The sequence below is a fragment of the Coprococcus sp. RTP31081st1_H1_RTP31081_211007 genome (genome assembly GCF_040227275.1).
Taxonomy (GTDB): Bacteria; Bacillota; Clostridia; order Lachnospirales; family Lachnospiraceae; genus Coprococcus; species Coprococcus aceti.
Window position 1 is genome coordinate 139,894 of record NZ_JBEHVP010000001.1, and the last position, 18,658, is coordinate 158,551.

Consider the following 18,658-nt stretch of genomic DNA (forward strand, 5'->3'; position numbering starts at 1 on the left):
AAAATGAGAGAGATAGTTATTTCAAAGAACGAAGCCGGCCAGAGGCTTAACAAGCTGGTCATGAAGTACCTTAACAAGGCTCCTTCAAGCTTCGTCTACAGGATGATAAGAAAGAAAAACATAAAACTTAATAATGGCAAGGCGGTTGGAAATGAGATCGTGTATGTTGGGGATGTGATACAGCTCTATCTGTCGGATGAGACCATAGAATCATTCAGGGATGACAGCGTGAGAGCCGGTGCTTCCACAGGTGGAAACAGGTTTAAACCGGAGATCATATATCACGACCACAACATACTTATAGTCAATAAACCGGCGGGTGTATTGTCACAGAAGGCATCGAAGGACGATTACTCGATCAATGAGAGTGTCATCGATTATCTGCTTGACAATGAGTATATAACTGAGACTCAGCTCAGAACCTTCAAGCCTTCTGTATGCAACAGGCTGGACAGGAATACCTCCGGCCTTGTTCTGTGTGGAGTGTCACTTATGGGAAGTCAGGAGCTTTCGAGGATCATAAGGGAGAGACGCATAGACAAATATTACTACACCATAGTCAAGGGAAATATGACAGAGACGCAGGATATTACGGCATATCTCGTGAAGGATGATAAGAAGAACACTGTGACAATACGTGACAGTGTGGAGGAGATACGCAGGGCTGCCGGGGACTTGGGCTATGATAAGATCCATACCATATTCCAGCCGGTCAGAACAAATGGAAAATATACAGAGCTTAAGGTAAAGCTCATAACGGGTAAGACTCACCAGATAAGGGCACAGCTCCAGCACATGGGGTATCCGGTGATCGGTGACCAGAAGTATGGTGACAGGGAGACAAACATACATTTCAGACAGACATACAAGCTTAGAAACCAGATTCTGCACTGCGGCGAGGTGGAGTTTACCGATGTTGTCGGTGGACTGGATTATCTGACGGGCAAGAGCTTCTCAGCATTCAAGCCTGATATGTATAAAAGAATAGAAAAGGATTTGTTTGAATAGATGGCTACATGGAATTCGCGAGGGCTTCGTGGCTCCACACTGGAGGATATGATAAACAACACAAATGAATATTACAGACAGAAGAACCTCGCGCTGGTCCAGAAGATCCCGACACCTATCACGCCGATAAAGATTGACAAGGACAGCAGCCAGATCACCCTGGCGTATTTCGAGAAGGATTCAACCGTCGACTATATAGGTGTTGTCCAGGGAGTTCCGGTATGTTTCGATGCAAAGGAATGTGCCACTGATACATTTACAATGCGTAACATTCATGAGCATCAGATAAGGTTCATGGAGGATTTCGAGAGACAGAACGGTGTAAGCTTTCTTATCATAATGTTCTCGGGACGAAATGAACTGTATTATATGAGATTCGAGGAGCTTAAGGGGTATCTTGAGAGAGTCCAGAATGGGCATGCCAACAACTTCAAGTACAATGAACTTGATCCCAATTTCTTTATAAGAGCCAAGGGTGGTGCATTGGTACATTATCTTGAACCTCTAAGCAGGGATCTTGATGATAGAGGTTGACAAATACAATCCGCTTTAATATAATGTGCACGTTGACATGCTACCAAAGTAGCAAATTATCACTTTAATGTGATAAAGTAAAAATAAAGAACGTGAAGCATGGCAAAGTTTAATTGACAAGGAGATATGATTATGCAGGACAAACTGTTACAGACCCCGGATGGAGTGAGAGACACCTACGATGTAGAATGTAAGAAGAAGAGAAAGGTTATGCATGAACTCCATCATATTCTGGAGTTATACAGCTATCACGATATAGAGACACCTACATTTGAGTTTTTTGATATATTTAACAGAGATAAGGGTTCAGCACCTTCCAATGAGATGTACAAGTTCTTTGACAGGGACAACAATACTTTGGTGCTCAGGCCGGATATAACACCTTCAATAGCGAGATGTGTTGCAAAGTATTATGCAGATGAGGAACTTCCTGTCAGACTCTGCTATACAGGCAATACCTATACAAACACACTCAAGCTTCAGGGAAAACTCAAGGAGGTCACACAGATCGGTGCCGAGCTTGTAAATGATGATTCATCCGCTGCTGACGCTGAGATAATCGCAACTGTGATAGACTGCTTCAACGAGATCGGGATCAGTGATTTCCAGATAGAGATAGGCCAGATAGACTACTTCAAGGGTCTGGTTGCTGAATCTGGTATCAGTGAGGACGAGGAGGATCAGATAAAAGAGTACATCCATATCAAGAACTTTTTCGGACTTGAGGAGTATGTGGATGCACTTGATATAAGTGACTCTCTTAAGAAAGCATTTGTTGCATTTGATTCTCTGTTCGGCGGAATATCCATGCTTGACAAGGCTGAGGGATATGTGTCAAATGAGACATCACTTGAGGCTGTGAAGAGGCTCAGAAGAGTGTATGCAGCTCTTGAGTGCTACGGATATCAGGATCACATAAGCTTTGATCTCGGTATGCTTGACGGATACAACTATTATACAGGAATCATATTCCGCGGATATACTTATGGAACCGGTGATGCTGTTGTCAAGGGCGGCCGTTACAATAATCTTCTCAAGCAGTTTGGAAAGGATGCACCGTCTATCGGTTTTGCCTTCACTGTTGAGGAGCTCATAATGGCCATGAACAGACAGAATATAGACATAGATGTGGATTATTCAAACACGATCATCCTTTATGATATAGAGAATCAGGGCAAGGCTATCAAGGCTGGTATGAAGCTCAGAAGTGAGGGACGCAAGATAGAGCTCATAAGAAAGTCACAGAAGAAATCGGTTGATGACTATATCGAGTATGCGGGTAGAGAGCATTTCTCAGGCCTTATATATTTTGAACAGTCAGGCGATGCGGTGGCATACGATCTGATAAGCCGATCACACTCCAAGTGGGATGGCAATTTATAGAAGAAACTTTTACGGCTTGATTGAGAATAGATTGAATTAGATGAAAGGTTATGGAGAGATGAGATATTTAACATTTGCCCTTGCTAAGGGGCGACTTGCAAAAAAGACACTTACGCTGCTTGAACAGATAGGTATAACATGTGAGGAGATGAAGGATCCCGACACAAGAAAGCTTATATTTGTGAACGAGGAGCTTAAGATGAAGTTCTTCCTGTCAAAGGCCACAGATGTTCCTACTTATGTAGAATATGGTGCGGCCGATATAGGCGTTGTAGGTAAGGACACAATACTTGAGGAGGGAAGAAACCTGTATGAGGTCATGGATCTCGGTTTCGGAAAGTGCCGCATGTGTGTATGCGGACCGGCATCTGCCAGAGAGCTTCTCAAGAAGAATGAGATCATAAGAGTTGCAAGTAAGTATCCGGTGATCGCAAAGGATTACTTCAACAACCGTAAGCACCAGACAGTTGAGATAATCAAGCTCAATGGTTCAGTGGAGCTCGCTCCTATAGTTGGACTTTCAGAGGTGATCGTAGATATAGTTGAGACAGGAAGCACACTCAGGGAGAACGGACTTGAGGTGCTTGAGGAAATTTGTCCACTCTCAGCCCGCATGGTTGTGAACCAGGTAAGTCTCAAGATGGAGAATGAGAGGATACACAAGCTGTTGGAAGATCTCAACAGACTTATAAAGGAAGAGAACAAGTAGCATATATAGATGATATAATGAGCGCAAGTGAGCCAACATGCTTGCATGATTGGCGAGCGGCGAATTGGATCATGATAGTTGCGAAAGCAACGGAAAGCACCGTAGGTGCGAATCATGATATAATGAAGCACGCTGAGGCATGCGCATGTCATCGCGCTCACGCACGACGACCTATGATATAACAAATTGATAATCACACGGAGGCATAACAGAGATGAGAATCGTAAAGCTTAACGCAGAGACAAAGAAGGATCTTCTGAAGAATCTTCTGAAGAGAAGTCCAAGTAATTTCGGTAACTATGCAGAGACTGTACAGGGAATAGTTGACGATGTGAGAGATAACGGTGATTCCGCACTCTTCTCATACACAAAGAAGTTCGACAAGGCAGATATAACAGCAGAAAATGTCAAGGTTACACAGGAAGAGATAGACTACGCATATACACAGGTCAGCCCTGAGCTCCTTGACGTTATCAGAAAAGCCAAGAAGAACATTTGGGAGTACCATGAGAAGCAGAAGCAGTATAGCTGGTTTGACTCCAAGCCAAATGGAACTCTTCTCGGACAGAAGGTTACAGCACTTGCATCTGTAGGTGTCTATGTTCCGGGTGGAAAGGCTGTTTACCCTTCATCAGTTCTGATGAATGTTATGCCGGCAAAGGTTGCAGGCGTTGAGAAGATAGTCATGACAACTCCATGTAATGCTGAGGGTGAGGTGTACGCCACAACACTCGTTGCAGCAAAGGAAGCAGGAGTGGATGAGATATACAAGGCAGGCGGCGCGCAGGCTATAGCTGCCCTTGCATACGGAACAGAGTCAGTACCTAAGGTTGACAAGATAGTTGGCCCTGGAAACATATTTGTCGCTCTTGCAAAGCGTGCCGTATACGGACATGTCAGCATAGATTCCATAGCCGGCCCATCAGAGGTAATGGTACTTGCCGATGAGACTGCCAATTCTAGATACGTGGCTGCAGATCTGCTGTCACAGGCAGAGCATGACGAGATGGCATCAGCCATACTTGTGACTACATCAGAGGAGCTTGCCGAGAAGGTATCAGTTCAGGTTGACAAGTTCATCGATGAGCTTTCAAGAAAAGAGATAATGAGAAAGTCTATAGACAATTACGGATATATTCTTCTTGCAGACAACATGAGCGATGCCATAGATGCTGTCAACGACATTGCATCAGAGCATCTCGAGATCGTCACAGCCAATCCATTTGACGTGATGACAAGAGTGAAGAATGCTGGAGCTATATTTATCGGAGAATACTCATCAGAGCCTCTTGGAGATTACTTTGCAGGCCCTAACCATGTACTTCCAACAAACGGTACAGCAAAGTTCTTCTCACCGCTTTCAGTAGACGATTTCATCAAGAAATCCAGCATAATCTACTATTCAAGAGAGGCACTTGAGGCAGTTCACACTGACATTGAAGCATTTGCCAAGGCTGAGCAGCTCACAGCACATGCCAATTCAATAGCAGTAAGATTTGAAAAATAAGACATAATGATATAGAATATGGGAAGGAGACAGGGATATGGCAGAGAAAGCAGCTAGAATCGCCAAATGTACAAGAACGACAAACGAGACAGACATAACCCTCGAGTTTAATATAGATGGAAAAGGACAGTCAAAGATCGACACAGGAATCGGTTTCTTTGACCACATGCTCACAAGTTTTGCGAAGCATGGTTTCTTTGATCTCAACGTTACAGTCAAGGGAGATCTGTATGTGGATTGTCACCACACCATTGAGGATGTGGGAATTGTGCTGGGCAAGGCCATCAAGGAGGCTCTTGGAGACAAGAAGGCCATCAAGAGATTTGGCAATTTCTTCCTGCCGATGGACGAGACTCTCGTAATGTGTGCCATAGATCTGTCGGGAAGACCATATCTTGTCTATGATCTGAACCTCCGCACAGAGAGGGTTGGATACTTCGACACACAGATGGTCAAGGAATTCTTCTATGCAGTATCATACGCTGCTGAGATGAATCTCAATATTAAGCAGTTCTCAGGGGAGAACGATCACCACATCATAGAGGCCGCATTCAAGGCATTTGCGAAGGCTCTTGATGAGGCGACAACTTATGACAGAAGATTAAACGGAAAGGTGCTTTCTACCAAGGGCACACTTTAAGGAGGTGCTGGTTCACTATGGATAATGATATGATCTGCAAAAAGATAATTCCATGTCTGGATCTGAACAATGCGGTCGAGATGGCAAAATATTACAATGATGCCGGAGCTGATGAGATAGCTTATTTTGACAGCAAGGCAACAAAAGATGGCAGAGAACCCAATGTTGCCATTATAAGACAGATATGTGACAGTGTTGATATTCCACTTATTGCCTGTGGCGGTGTGAGGGAGCTTGAAGATGTCAAGAAGCTTCTGTATGCAGGTGCATCCAAGGTATGTATGAAATCTGCGGCGCTGAACACGCCGGAGCTTGTCACAGAGGCTTCTGACAGATTTGGTTCAGAGCGAATAATCTGTACTATAGATCTTAGTGAGTGTGATGATCCTGTCGGATATGCCAGAAAACTGAAGGCGCTTGGAGCGGGAGAACTTCTGCTGCTTCACAACAACATGGTGCCGGAATATCTGGATATAGTAAAATCCATAAGAGAAAATGTTGCACTTCCTGTTATAGTTTCTACCTATTCCACTAACGGGGAAGCTGTGGCAGAGATGCTCAATGAGACAAATGCTGAATCAATTTCTCTGTACAATCTCCAGAAGATGGATATAATGGAGATTAAACAGCATTGCCGTGAGGCAAATATAGATGTGGATCTGTTTGAATCGTCCATGCCTTTTGAGGCGTTCAAACTCAATTCGGATGGACTTATTCCATGTGTTACACAGCACTATAAGACCGGTGAAGTGCTCATGGTCGCTTATATGAACAAGGAGTCGTATGAGAAGACCATCAGAACAGGGCGCATGACATACTGGAGCCGCAGCCGCAATGAGCTGTGGACCAAGGGTGATACATCCGGTCATTATCAGTTTGTCAAATCTCTTACGATAGACTGTGACAAGGACACCATACTTGCCAAGGTGTCACAGATAGGAGCTGCGTGTCATACAGGCAGCCGTACTTGTTTCTTTACAGATCTGGTGAGAAAGGAGTACAATGATACCAATCCTATGAAGGTATTCGAGGAGGTATACAATACCATACGCGACAGAAAGGATCAGCCAGGAGATGATTCTTATACCAATTATCTGTTCGGCAAGGGTATTGACAAGATCCTGAAGAAGGTCGGTGAGGGAGCTACGGAGATAGTCATAGCTGCCAAGAATCCTGATTCAGAGGATATAAAATATGAAATATCTGACTTCCTTTATCATCTCATGTGTCTGATGGTAGAGAGAGGAATCAGCTGGAAAGATATTACAGAAGAACTGGCTGACAGAAGATAGAGTGGAGGATATTAGACAATGCAAAATTATGGCGTGAACGAACTGAGAAAAATGTTCCTGGAATTCATGGAGAGCAAGGGTCATCTTAGAATGAAGAGCTTTTCACTTATTCCACACAATGACAACAGCTTACTGCTGATCAATTCAGGTATGGCACCACTTAAGCCTTACTTTACAGGTCAGGAGGTACCACCTAGAAGACGTGTGACAACATGTCAGAAGTGTATCAGAACAGGAGATATCGAGAATGTAGGTAAGACAGCCCGTCATGGTACATTCTTTGAGATGCTGGGTAATTTCTCATTTGGCGATTATTTCAAGCATGAGGCTATATCATGGACATGGGAGTTCCTCACAGAGGTTGTAGGACTTGACAAGAACAGACTCTATCCATCGGTTTACCAGGATGACGATGAGGCATTTGATATATGGAATAAGGAGATCGGTGTCGATGCTGACCGTATATTCAGATTCGGCAAGGAGGACAACTTCTGGGAGCACGGAGCTGGTCCTTGTGGTCCTTGTTCAGAGGTTTACTATGACAGAGGCGAGAAGTATGGCTGCGGTAAGCCTGGCTGTACTGTAGGCTGTGACTGTGACAGATACATGGAGGTTTGGAACAACGTATTTACACAGTTCAACAATGACGGACACAACAACTACACAGAGCTTGAGCAGAAGAACATAGATACAGGTATGGGTCTTGAGAGACTCGCAGTTGTTGTTCAGGATGTTGATTCTATATTTGATGTTGATACGATCAAGGCTCTCCGCGACAAGGTATGTGAGATGGCAGGCGTGGAATATGAGACAGATCATGAGAAGGATGTATCGATCAGACTTATAACTGATCATATCCGTTCAGTTACATTCATGACATCAGATGGTATCGTTCCATCGAACGAGGGCCGTGGTTATGTTCTTAGACGTCTTCTCAGACGTGCTGCAAGACACGGAAGACTTCTCGGCATCAAGGGCAAGTTCCTGTCAGAGCTTGCAAAGACAGTTATCGAGGTGTCAGAGGATGCATATCCTGAGCTCAGTGAGAAGAAGGAATATATCTTCAATAAGATAGACAAGGAAGAGGAGAGCTTCAATAAGACCATAGATACAGGTCTTGCGATCCTCAAGGATTATATAGACGAGACTAAGGCTGCAGGTGAGAAGGTTCTCTCAGGTGACAAGGCATTCAAGCTCTATGACACCTATGGATTCCCTCTTGATCTCACAAAGGAGATCCTCGAGGAGGAGGGGATCGAGGTTGATGAGGACAGATTCACCGAGTGCATGAATATCCAGAAGGAGACTGCAAGAAAGGCCAGAAAGACCACAACATACATGGGTGCAGACTCAACCGTATATGAGCAGCTTCCTGTTGACATGACATCTGAGTTTGTCGGATATGACAAGCTGACATACAAGTCAACTATATCAGCCATCACAACAGAGGTTGGTGAGGGTGATGATAAGAAGTCAGTTCTTGCAGATACTGTATCTGAGGGAGCACAGGCTTCAGTTATAGTTCCTGAGACACCTTTCTACGCTACCATGGGTGGTCAGATCGGTGATAAGGGAATCATCAAGACAGAGAACGGTACATTCGTTGTTGAGGATACTGTCAAGGTTGTAGGCGGCAAGATCGCACATATCGGTTATGTTGAGTCAGGCGAACTCAATGTTGGTGATGAGGCAGAACTCACAGTTGATGCTGAGAACAGAGCACTCATATGTAACAACCATTCCGCAACACATCTTCTTCAGAGAGCACTCAAGATGGTTCTCGGAGATCATGTAGAGCAGGCAGGTTCACTCGTTGAGCCGGGAAGACTGAGATTTGACTTCTCACATGATCAGGCGATGACTAAGGAAGAGATCAAGAAGGTTGAGGATATTGTAAATGAGCAGATCCAGCTCGATATACCTGTATGCACGGATGTAATGTCTGTAGATGAGGCTAAGGAGACCGGAGCCATGGCTCTGTTTGGTGAGAAGTATGGTGAGAAGGTCCGTGTGGTATCAATGGGAGACTTCTCAAAGGAGCTCTGCGGTGGTACACATGTTGCCAGCACAGGAGCTATAAAAACATTCAAGATCATATCAGAGGCCGGTGTGGCCGCAGGTACAAGACGTATCGAGGCACTTACATCTGTCGGAGCACTTGATTACTACAGAAATGTAGAGCAGGAGCTCATTGATGCTGCAAAGGCAGCTAAGACTGATATCTATGGTGTGGCATCGAGAATAGAACAGCTTCTTGCAGAGGTTAAGGAACTTACGAATGAGAATAAGAAGCTCAAGGATAAGATGGCAAAGGAGGCAGCTGGAGACGTTCTTTCAAGTGCTATAGACAAGGATGGAATCAAGATTCTGACAGCGGCTATCCCGGATACAGATATGAATTCACTGAGAAACCTCGGAGATGACTTCAAGAGCAAGCTTGGTGACAGCGTTGTTGTTCTTGCATCTGCAAAGGATGGCAAGGTAAATCTCATTGCCATGGCTACAGACGGCGCAGTTGCTAAGGGAGCCCATGCCGGTAATATCATCAAGGCCGTGGCTGGCCTTGTAGGTGGTGGCGGCGGTGGCCGTCCTAACATGGCTCAGGCCGGTGGAAAGAATCCTGACGGAATCGAAGCAGCTCTTGCCCAGGCGGTTACAGAGGCTCAGAATCAGATAGCTTAAGGTTTCGTGACAGATATTTTATTAATTTGTCATTTTCCTGTTGACGATTAGGAATTTTATGTATATAATACATTTTGTGCTTAAAAATACCCAATCAGTTGTTATTTGGTAGCATAATTTTACAACTGGAGGGAGGTCAGGTGAGAGAATGTCAAGTGTAATAGTTAAAGAGAACGAAAACTTAGATAGCGCTCTTCGCAGATTTAAGAGAAATTGTGCGAAGGCTGGTATTCAGCAGGAGATTCGTAAGAGAGAGCATTACGAAAAGCCTAGTGTAAAGCGTAAGAAGAAGTCAGAGGCAGCTAGAAAGCGCAAGTACAAATAAATCATAGTATATATATTTGATTTTAAATTGATTTCTAAGAGTACCGAGTTTATTCGGTACTCTTTTTTTATGTGTATTCATATAATGTTCCAAAAGCGTTATGGTGGTATTCATGAAAGACAGAGCGAAAAAAGTTATAGCATTTGAACCTCCGTGCTGGTGTCCGGACTCGGCGGGAACGACCTCCAGACTCACCATGTTCAACAATGATGAGCTGGTGATAGAGAATTTCAGACATGTGATCTACTCTGACGACGAGAGAGTGTCTGTTAAGACCCGGAAAGGGATATTGAATATATATGGGAAAAGATTACAGATTGCTTACTACGCATCCTATGAAGTGAAAATATGCGGTTCGATAAACAGTGTAGATTGGCTGACAGTGTGACTGCATGAATATTAGAAGGGAAATAAGAGGTGTGTGCTATGTGAGCTGTGACAGCCGCGCAGCTCTGCGCCTGATGAATATATGCAGCCATAAAGGAATACGTACATGGTGCGAGAGGGATGTAAAGAAGAACAGAAAAAAGAACGGCAGTAAACAGAATGACAGTAAATGGAATGGCAAGGCAGAAAACTTCTGCATATATTCCGATGACAGAAAAAGACTTGAAGAGATAGCGGACAAATGTATGATAGATATCCGAATAGCTGAGAAGAAGACTCTGAGAACCGGTTTGCTGGGCAATAGGAAGAGGATCTCGATATTACTCGGAGTTTTATTATTTTTGCTGTTTGTATACTGGGAATCAGGGTATGTATGGTACATAGAAATTGACGGATGTGAGGATTATACAAGTGAGGAAATTGCAGATCTTATCGAGATGGAGTATCCGTGCTATGGACATAGAAAAAAGAGTATTGATCTGAGCGAACTGACAGACATGCTGACGGATAATCTTGGGGAGATATGTTGGGCATCCTGCAGCATCAGTGGGACAAAGCTTACAGTTGCGCTCAAGGAGTCCGTGGATGTATTTACAGTTCCGGAAGATGGCAGACCGTGTGATCTCGTGGCCACAATGGATTGTACGATCTATTCCCTTGTTGCATCGGCGGGGACGCCTGTTGCATCGGTTGGAGATGAAGTGAAAAAAGGGGATACTCTTATATCGGGAACAGTTAACATATACAATGATGACAGTGAGGTTGTGGATACGGTGTTTGTACCTGCTTCCGGAGAGATATATGGTCTTTGTGATGTAGAGTACAGAGATGTGGTTGAGAGTGAGCTCCAGGAAAAGGAGACTACAGACAGGAAGGTAAACAAAGTAGATATAAAAATTGGACGTCGGGTATTTACTCCGTATAAAACTGCTGCCTCAGACGGCTCATACGACCTTTCCGCCGAGGAAAAACGGCTGCATATCGGCGATATGTATTTTCCGTTATCCGTGAATATAGAGCGAAAAGTGTTCTATAAAGTAAATACACGTAAGCTTACGGATAAGGAGCAGAAAGACAGACTTAACCAGCATCTGCATGTTTATATTGGCAAAATGCAAGAAAAAGGGGTGCAAATTGTCCGAAAAAATGTTATTATTACTAATGAACGCGGTGAGGCTTCGGCTGAAGGCGATATCAGTATCAGACTCCCGGTTGCTGTGCCGAGATATATTGACGTAAACAATACATCGGGGAGCGAAGAGGTGGAGCCTGACTGACAAATAATAATGACAGGGGATACAAGTATTGAGCGAATATTCAGAATCCGTAACTGTTGCATCAAACTATATACAGACTGTGTTTGGACAGTTTGATGCCAATATAAAAAAGATTGAGAAAGAATACAGTGTGTCAATGATACTTCGCGATGACAAGCTTAAGGTCAGCGGCTCCGAGGAAGGCGTGAAGAAGTCTATTCAGGTTATAGAACAGCTCTTCCAGATGGCAGACCGTGGCTCGTCCATCGATGAACAGAAGGTAGACTACACTATATCGATAGTCAATGAACACCCGCAGGAGGCTAAGGAGAGTCTTGCTGAGCTTGACAGGGACATAATCTGTCACACGATGAGCGGCAAGCCGATCAAACCGAAGACTGTCGGACAGAGAACATATGTCAATTCAATAGAAAAGTCCATGATAGTATTCGGAGTGGGACCTGCCGGAACAGGAAAGACTTATCTTGCCATGGCAAAAGCCATAACGGCATTTAAGAATAATGAGGTTGGAAGGATCATACTTACAAGGCCGGCCATAGAGGCCGGTGAGAAACTGGGATTTCTTCCGGGTGACCTTCAGAGCAAGGTTGATCCTTATCTTAGGCCGCTCTATGATGCATTGTATGAGATAATGGGTGCTGATGCATTTATGAAGAATATGGAAAAGGGACTGATCGAGGTTGCTCCTCTTGCCTACATGAGAGGAAGAACTCTTGATAATGCGTATATTGTGCTGGATGAGGCCCAGAATACCACTCCTGCCCAGATGAAGATGTTCCTTACCAGAATAGGATTTGGCTCAAAGGCCATAATAACAGGAGACCTTTCACAGAAGGATCTTCCACACGACGCGCAGTCAGGTCTTGATGTTGCACTCAAGGTGTTAAAGGATATTGATGACATAAGCATTTGCCATCTGACGAGTCTTGATGTTGTGAGACATCCTTTGGTGCAGAAGATCGTAAATGCGTATGAGAAATATGAGGATAAGAGGAGCAGACAGGCAAAGCCTAGAAAAACCACAACTGCTCAGAAAAACAGAGGAAAATAATATGTCAGTTAATATTGAGAATGAGTATGGAGATATTGATATTAAGAATTATGAGGATGTCATAACAAGTATCGTCCAGGCTTCGCTGGAATTCGTTGGGTGTCCATATCCCTGCGAGGTGAACGTGCTGCTCACGGACAATGACTCCATACATGAAATCAATAACCAGCAGAGGAATATAGACAGGGCGACAGATGTTCTGTCATTTCCACTGATTGATTATACAATTCCTGGAAACTTTGATGGTCTCGAGGATAGCCGGTGTGACTACTTTGATCTTACTACAGATGAACTGCTATTGGGAGATATCGTTATATCTATTGATAAGGTGTATGAGCAGGCAACTGAGTACAATCACTCAAAGACGAGAGAGCTGGCTTTTCTTGTAGCCCACAGCATGCTCCATTTGTCAGGATATGACCATATGGAGGACGATGAGCGCAGGGTCATGGAAGAGATGCAGGAAAAAATACTTACAATGAAAGGATATACAAGAGACTATGAGGAGAATTAAGACGGGATTAGTTCTGGCAACCGCTCTTGTGATGGGATTATCACTTTTTGGATGCGGCTCGAAGAAAACGGAGGAGAATGTCACTACAACGGAGGCTAAGGCAGAGGTGGATGTATCACAGGCCGATATGATGAAGTCTGCCACAGCGGTTGATGAGACTTACCATGAGGGAGTATATAATGATCTTACAGGCGAGTGGAACACCGACAGAAAGGAAGAGTACGGAAGACCGATCGCTATAATGATCAACAATATTGAGAATGCGATTCCTCAGTCAGGCATAGGCCAGGCTGATGTTTTATATGAGTTTGTCGTTGAGGGCGGAATAACAAGAATGCTTGCAATATTCAACGACTATGACAATCTTGAGAAGGTCGGTTCGATCAGAAGCTGCAGACCTTACTATGTTACAACTGCCATGGAGTTTGATGCTATATACATGCATTATGGTCAGTCTCCACAGGGACAGGAGGAGCTTGACAGGACAGGAATAGATCATATAAGCGGACTTGGTGGAGAAGGATCTGTATCTTTCTACAGATCATCAGACCGCGAGGCTCCACACAATGTGTACACAAACAGCGATATGATCAAGGCTGGTCTTGATTATCTTGGATGCTCAACTACCCACAACAAGGGATACAAGAGCAAGTTTGAGTTCAATGAGGAAGATACGGTTCCTGAGGGCGAGTCTGTAAACAAGCTCACACTCAACATGTCAGTTTACACACAGCCTTGGTTTGAATATGATTCAAAGAATAAGGTATATAACAGATTCCAGTATGGTGACAAGCAGATCGATGACCTCACAGGAAAGCAGCTCACATTCAAGAATATCATCATACAGTTTGCTCACTACACCAGCATTGATGATCACGACAGACAGATGATCGATCTCGTTGGCACAGGAGACGGATACTATGTTTCAGATGGAAAGATCGTTCCTATAACATGGACAAAGTCAACCGATGACTCCGTGACAAAGTATTCAACAGCAGATGGAAAAGAACTTCAACTCAATCCGGGCAAGACATATGTCACAGTATTTGAGAGTGATAATAAGGCCGGAGTTGTATGGGAATAATACAGACATAAACCACATATATTAACAAGGACAGAAGATGGGATGGAATATCCTGTCTTCTGTTTTTTGTTATGAAGAGAAGGTGTGGTAATGTTTAAAAGAATTATATATTTTTTTGTTATCATTATAGCGGTATTTGTGTTATCTTTTATAACTAGAGAGATTGTGGTGAGCACGGCGTGCAGATCCGGAGACAGTAAAAGTGTGTATAGAGAATTTGACGGTATGGATAGCGGGCATATATTACCCATATCAAATGAGAGTGAACCGGAGCTTTACGGAGGGCTCGTGATTGCTGCTGAGGGTGGAACACCACATGGCAGTTTCTATGTGAGCACTTATAATGGACATGTGGCGGTGTACAACAGATTTGGCAGTCTTTGCAGGGAGACGACTCGTACAGTGGATTCATTGGACAAACGTATAAGAGAACTGATCCACAAGCACGTGTATTTCAATGATATAGATGACATGAACAGGTTTATTGACAGCCTGTAAAACGTATGATAAATGATTATGGGAAAGGTGTATCGGAATGATTTATGATATTATAGTTATCGGCGGTGGCCCGGCTGGGATGACAGCCGCAATAAAAGCAAAAGAGACAGCACCATCGGCTTCGGTAAAGCTTATAGATAAAAACAAAAAACTCGGAAAGAAGCTGTATGCGACGGGAAATGGCAAATGTAACATTGCAAATACGAAGCTTGATCTGTCATGCTATTCCAGTGCAAATGAATTTTTCCCATTTCAGTTCGTAACAACGGACAGTCATAATGATGTCATGGATTTTTTTGAAAGTCTTGGTGTTTCCAGCTATGATGATAATGGATATATATATCCTGCATCGCTGCAGGCATCTACCATAGTGTGGGCACTGACGGACAGGCTCAAAATTCTTGGTATAGAAAACAGCACATCGGAAGAAGTCCTGAGTATAAAACAGGGAAAAGATGGTACATATATTGTAGACACAGACAAAGGCGGGTATAGGACGACCCAGGTGATACTTGCACCCGGAGGTGCGGCTGCGCCAAAGCTTGGCGGATCTGATAGAGTATACAGACTTCTGGATGATCTGAATGTACGGTTTGTGAAACCGCATCCGGCTCTGTGTAAATTAAAATGCCATGAATATATATCTGATATGTCAGGGGTACGTGCAAAGGCTGTTGTCCGCCTAATGTGTGATGGCGAGGAGTATGACCACGAGAGAGGCGAGGTTCAGTTTGCATCGGGATATCTTTCGGGTATAGCGGTTTTTAATATGAGTATACAGTGTATAGACCTGATGGAGACTGGCAAGAAGCCATACATAGAACTTGAACTTGTTCCGGACATCAGTGATGATATGCTGGCGGACAGGATGAGACGATTTGCCGAGGTAAATGGCAGACGGAGAGTCGAGGCGATGCTCAATGGTATTGTCAACGAGAAGATCGCCGGGTATATTATAAAAAGTCTTGGTATCAAAGCTTCTGAAGCTGCCGGACTTGACGCGGCTGATATAACATCCATATGTGATATGCTCAAACATATGAGATTCAACATAGATGGATTCGGCAGCTATGAGGACAGCCAGGCGGCAAGCGGTGGAGTTGACACATTGCAGCTCAGGGCAGATAACCTGGAACTTGCTGGACACAGGGGCTTATACGCCGCTGGAGAGTATGTCGATGTGACCGGCAAATGTGGTGGATATAATATAATGTGGGCTGTTATAAGCGGCATGAGAGCCGGGGAGTCTGCAGGAAAGAGAATAAAAGATGATCAGAATTAACAATGTAAAACTGCAGCTTGGATTTACAGAGGCAGATGTTAGAAGTGTTATTAAAAAGACGCTGAAGACAGATAAGGAGTTTGAGTATTTTTTTTTCAAGCTGTCTCTTGATGACAGGCGGAGAAACCAGGTGAAATATATTGCATCCATAGATGTGGATGTTCCGAATCCGGAAAAATTATTGAAAAGACTTCACAATAATAATGTTATGTTAACAAATACTGCCCAATATAGATTTCCTGAGCCGGGAAATGTCAAAATGACCTATAGGCCTGTGGTGATAGGAACAGGACCGGGTGGCTTATTTGCTGCACTGTATCTTGCCAGAGCCGGATACAGACCGGTTGTTTTTGAGCGCGGCATGGATGTTGACAGGAGAATGGAGCATATAGAGAGATTCTGGAAGGGTGAGGAAGGACTTGATCCAAATTGTAATGTACAGTTTGGAGAGGGCGGCGCAGGAACCTTTTCGGACGGCAAGCTGAATACGGTCATAAAGGATGGCTCGGGCAGACGCACTGAGGTCATGCGGACATTTGTGGAGTATGGTGCAGAACCGTCCATAATGTATATAAATAAGCCACATGTGGGCACTGATGTGCTGTCTGGTATTGTAAGGAATATGCGTGAGGATATAAAGAGACTTGGCGGAGAGGTACATTTTGATTCACTTTTTACCGGTTATGATCAGATCACACAGGATGAGGTGTGTGTACATATAAAGAACCTTTCAGATGGCAGTGAGAAGGAATACAGGACAAATGCCCTTGTTCTGGCACTTGGACACAGCTCAAGGGATACTGTGGAGATGCTTTACAAAAAAGGTGTTCCGATGGAGCCAAAGCCATTTGCCATGGGACTTCGTATCGAACACAAGCGAGCAGATATAGATGTCATGAAGTATGGCGATGATCCGGCGTATGCAAAGCTGCTGCCGGCGGCAGACTACAAGATGACGCATCAGGCGTCAAATGGCAGGGCTGTATATTCATTCTGTATGTGCCCTGGAGGTTACGTGGTGAATGCATCATCCGAGCACGGTGAGACGTGTGTGAATGGTATGAGCTACAGCGGCAGGGATGGTGAGAATTCCAACAGCGCCATTGTGGTAAATGTTACCCCGGAGGATTACGGATCAGATCATCCTCTTGCGGGAATGAAGTTTCAGAGAAGATGGGAGAAGGCCGCATACGAGGCCGGACAGGGGGCTGTTCCGGTGCAGCTCTTCGGAGATTACAGAAGGGACATTCCTACGGAAAAGCTGGGCGGTGTTAAGCCTCAGATTAAGGGTAAGTACAGGCTTACAAGCCTCAAATGCTGTTTGCCAGAGTATATAAAGGATGCTATAATAGAAGGAGTTGTGTCCTTTGATAAGAGGATGCCGGGATATTCATCTGACGATGCAGTTCTCTCAGGAATCGAGGCCAGAACCTCATCACCTGTTCGTATGATACGAGGCGATGAGCTGCGCTGTGAGGGGACATGTATATACCCGTGCGGGGAAGGCGCGGGCTATGCAGGGGGAATAACCTCATCCGCTGTCGATGGTATGAAGGTGGCCGAGGCCATAGCATCCAGATTCAGCAATGAGGCAATAACAGACGGTACACAGGAGAATATAAATGGATAGAGAGTATTTGAAAGACAAGAAAAAGATAGTAATAAAGATTGGTTCATCTTCACTTATTCACGAGGAGACGGGTGGACTTGACTATACAAAGCTTGAGAAGCTGGTGCGCATCATATGTGATCTGAGAAATCAGGACAAGGATGTGGTCCTCGTATCATCGGGAGCCATCGGAGTCGGAGTACAGGCGCTGGGACTTGCCAGAAGACCTAAGACGACCTCGCTCAGACAGGCGTGTGCTGCAGTGGGACAGGGACAGCTAATGATGATATATCAGAAGCTTTTTCAAGAGTATCACAGCACAGCAGCTCAGGTTCTGCTAACATTTGATGTTATATCGTCGGATGAGAGGAGAAAGAATGCCATCAACACATTCAACGAGCTTCTTCAGCTCGGTGTCGTACCGATCGTCAATGAGAACGATACGGTTGCCATCGATGAGCTGGATGACAGCGTGGCATTTGGCGACAATGATACATTGTCTGCCATAGTTGCATCCATGATCCATGCAGATCTCCTGATACTTCTCACGGATATAGACGGTCTGTACACTGATGATCCACACAATAACCCTGATGCAAAGCTTATACCAGAGGTGAACTGTATAGACGACCATATAATGGATATGGGTAAAGGTGCAGGCTCCAAGTACGGAACCGGCGGAATGACGACCAAGATCGCAGCCGCCAGGATAGCAACCAACTCCAACTCGGATATGGTCATAGTATCCGGAGCGGATATGGACAATATTGTTAAGGTAATGAACGGAGAAAGTATAGGAACTCTGTTCACAGAATATAAGGATCATGACTTTGACGTTGTCAGATTTATTTTGAATAAGGAGTATCTTATATAGTT

The 18,658-nt window shown here is 44.3% G+C and carries 18 protein-coding genes; all 18 read left to right on the plus strand.

What is annotated here, in order from left to right:
• Positions 1-3: 3 nt before the first annotated feature.
• Positions 4-1,008, plus strand: a complete 1,005-nt coding sequence (locus ABUA31_RS00610) for an RluA family pseudouridine synthase (protein ID WP_055273008.1) — start codon at positions 4-6, stop codon at positions 1,006-1,008.
• The gene (locus ABUA31_RS00615; protein ID WP_022216495.1) at positions 1,009-1,542 is read left to right on the plus strand and encodes a Holliday junction resolvase RecU; all 534 of its coding nucleotides are present in this window, start codon (positions 1,009-1,011) and stop codon (positions 1,540-1,542) included.
• 132 nt (positions 1,543-1,674) lie between these two features.
• Complete coding sequence (gene hisZ / locus ABUA31_RS00620) at positions 1,675-2,925, plus strand: ATP phosphoribosyltransferase regulatory subunit (protein WP_022216494.1); 1,251 nt, start codon at positions 1,675-1,677, stop codon at positions 2,923-2,925.
• A gap of 58 nt (positions 2,926-2,983) precedes the next feature.
• On the plus strand, positions 2,984-3,634 hold the full coding sequence (gene hisG, locus ABUA31_RS00625) for an ATP phosphoribosyltransferase (RefSeq protein ID WP_349818345.1): 651 nt from the start codon (positions 2,984-2,986) through the stop codon (positions 3,632-3,634).
• 214 nt (positions 3,635-3,848) lie between these two features.
• Complete coding sequence (hisD, locus tag ABUA31_RS00630; protein WP_349818346.1) at positions 3,849-5,141, plus strand: histidinol dehydrogenase; 1,293 nt, start codon at positions 3,849-3,851, stop codon at positions 5,139-5,141.
• A 37-nt stretch (positions 5,142-5,178) separates the two neighbouring features.
• Complete coding sequence (hisB, locus tag ABUA31_RS00635; protein ID WP_015534907.1) at positions 5,179-5,781, plus strand: imidazoleglycerol-phosphate dehydratase HisB; 603 nt, start codon at positions 5,179-5,181, stop codon at positions 5,779-5,781.
• A gap of 17 nt (positions 5,782-5,798) precedes the next feature.
• A complete protein-coding gene (hisIE, locus tag ABUA31_RS00640) occupies positions 5,799-7,073 on the plus strand; it encodes a bifunctional phosphoribosyl-AMP cyclohydrolase/phosphoribosyl-ATP diphosphatase HisIE (RefSeq protein ID WP_082419752.1) in 1,275 nt (424 codons plus the stop codon).
• Positions 7,074-7,091: 18 nt separating this feature from the next.
• Positions 7,092-9,755: an alanine--tRNA ligase gene (alaS, locus tag ABUA31_RS00645; protein WP_349818347.1), complete on the plus strand. Its 2,664-nt coding sequence runs from the start codon at positions 7,092-7,094 to the stop codon at positions 9,753-9,755.
• Between the two features lie 148 nt (positions 9,756-9,903).
• Positions 9,904-10,080, plus strand: a complete 177-nt coding sequence (gene rpsU, locus ABUA31_RS00650) for a 30S ribosomal protein S21 (protein WP_004851031.1) — start codon at positions 9,904-9,906, stop codon at positions 10,078-10,080.
• A 112-nt stretch (positions 10,081-10,192) separates the two neighbouring features.
• The gene (locus ABUA31_RS00655; RefSeq protein ID WP_022216491.1) at positions 10,193-10,468 is read left to right on the plus strand and encodes a YabP/YqfC family sporulation protein; all 276 of its coding nucleotides are present in this window, start codon (positions 10,193-10,195) and stop codon (positions 10,466-10,468) included.
• Positions 10,469-10,472: 4 nt separating this feature from the next.
• The gene (locus tag ABUA31_RS00660) at positions 10,473-11,744 is read left to right on the plus strand and encodes a sporulation protein YqfD (RefSeq protein WP_082423595.1); all 1,272 of its coding nucleotides are present in this window, start codon (positions 10,473-10,475) and stop codon (positions 11,742-11,744) included.
• Between the two features lie 28 nt (positions 11,745-11,772).
• The gene (locus ABUA31_RS00665; protein WP_022216489.1) at positions 11,773-12,795 is read left to right on the plus strand and encodes a PhoH family protein; all 1,023 of its coding nucleotides are present in this window, start codon (positions 11,773-11,775) and stop codon (positions 12,793-12,795) included.
• Position 12,796: 1 nt separating this feature from the next.
• Positions 12,797-13,309: an rRNA maturation RNase YbeY gene (gene ybeY, locus ABUA31_RS00670; RefSeq protein ID WP_015534911.1), complete on the plus strand. Its 513-nt coding sequence runs from the start codon at positions 12,797-12,799 to the stop codon at positions 13,307-13,309.
• Entirely contained in the window at positions 13,296-14,393 is a 1,098-nt protein-coding gene (locus ABUA31_RS00675) for a DUF3048 domain-containing protein (RefSeq protein WP_015534912.1), read from the plus strand. The genes ybeY and ABUA31_RS00675 overlap by 14 nt, the downstream gene beginning before the upstream one ends.
• Positions 14,394-14,597: 204 nt before the next feature.
• Positions 14,598-14,891 carry a hypothetical protein gene (locus tag ABUA31_RS00680; RefSeq protein WP_147343979.1) on the plus strand — a complete coding sequence of 98 codons (294 nt, stop codon included), beginning with the start codon at positions 14,598-14,600 and terminating at the stop codon, positions 14,889-14,891.
• Positions 14,892-14,928: 37 nt separating this feature from the next.
• On the plus strand, positions 14,929-16,173 hold the full coding sequence (locus ABUA31_RS00685; RefSeq protein WP_055222622.1) for an aminoacetone oxidase family FAD-binding enzyme: 1,245 nt from the start codon (positions 14,929-14,931) through the stop codon (positions 16,171-16,173).
• Positions 16,160-17,803, plus strand: a complete 1,644-nt coding sequence (locus ABUA31_RS00690; protein WP_349818348.1) for an NAD(P)/FAD-dependent oxidoreductase — start codon at positions 16,160-16,162, stop codon at positions 17,801-17,803. Before ABUA31_RS00685 ends, ABUA31_RS00690 begins: the two co-directional genes overlap by 14 nt.
• On the plus strand, positions 17,796-18,656 hold the full coding sequence (gene proB, locus ABUA31_RS00695) for a glutamate 5-kinase (RefSeq protein WP_022216486.1): 861 nt from the start codon (positions 17,796-17,798) through the stop codon (positions 18,654-18,656). Before ABUA31_RS00690 ends, proB begins: the two co-directional genes overlap by 8 nt.
• Positions 18,657-18,658 lie beyond the last annotated feature (2 nt).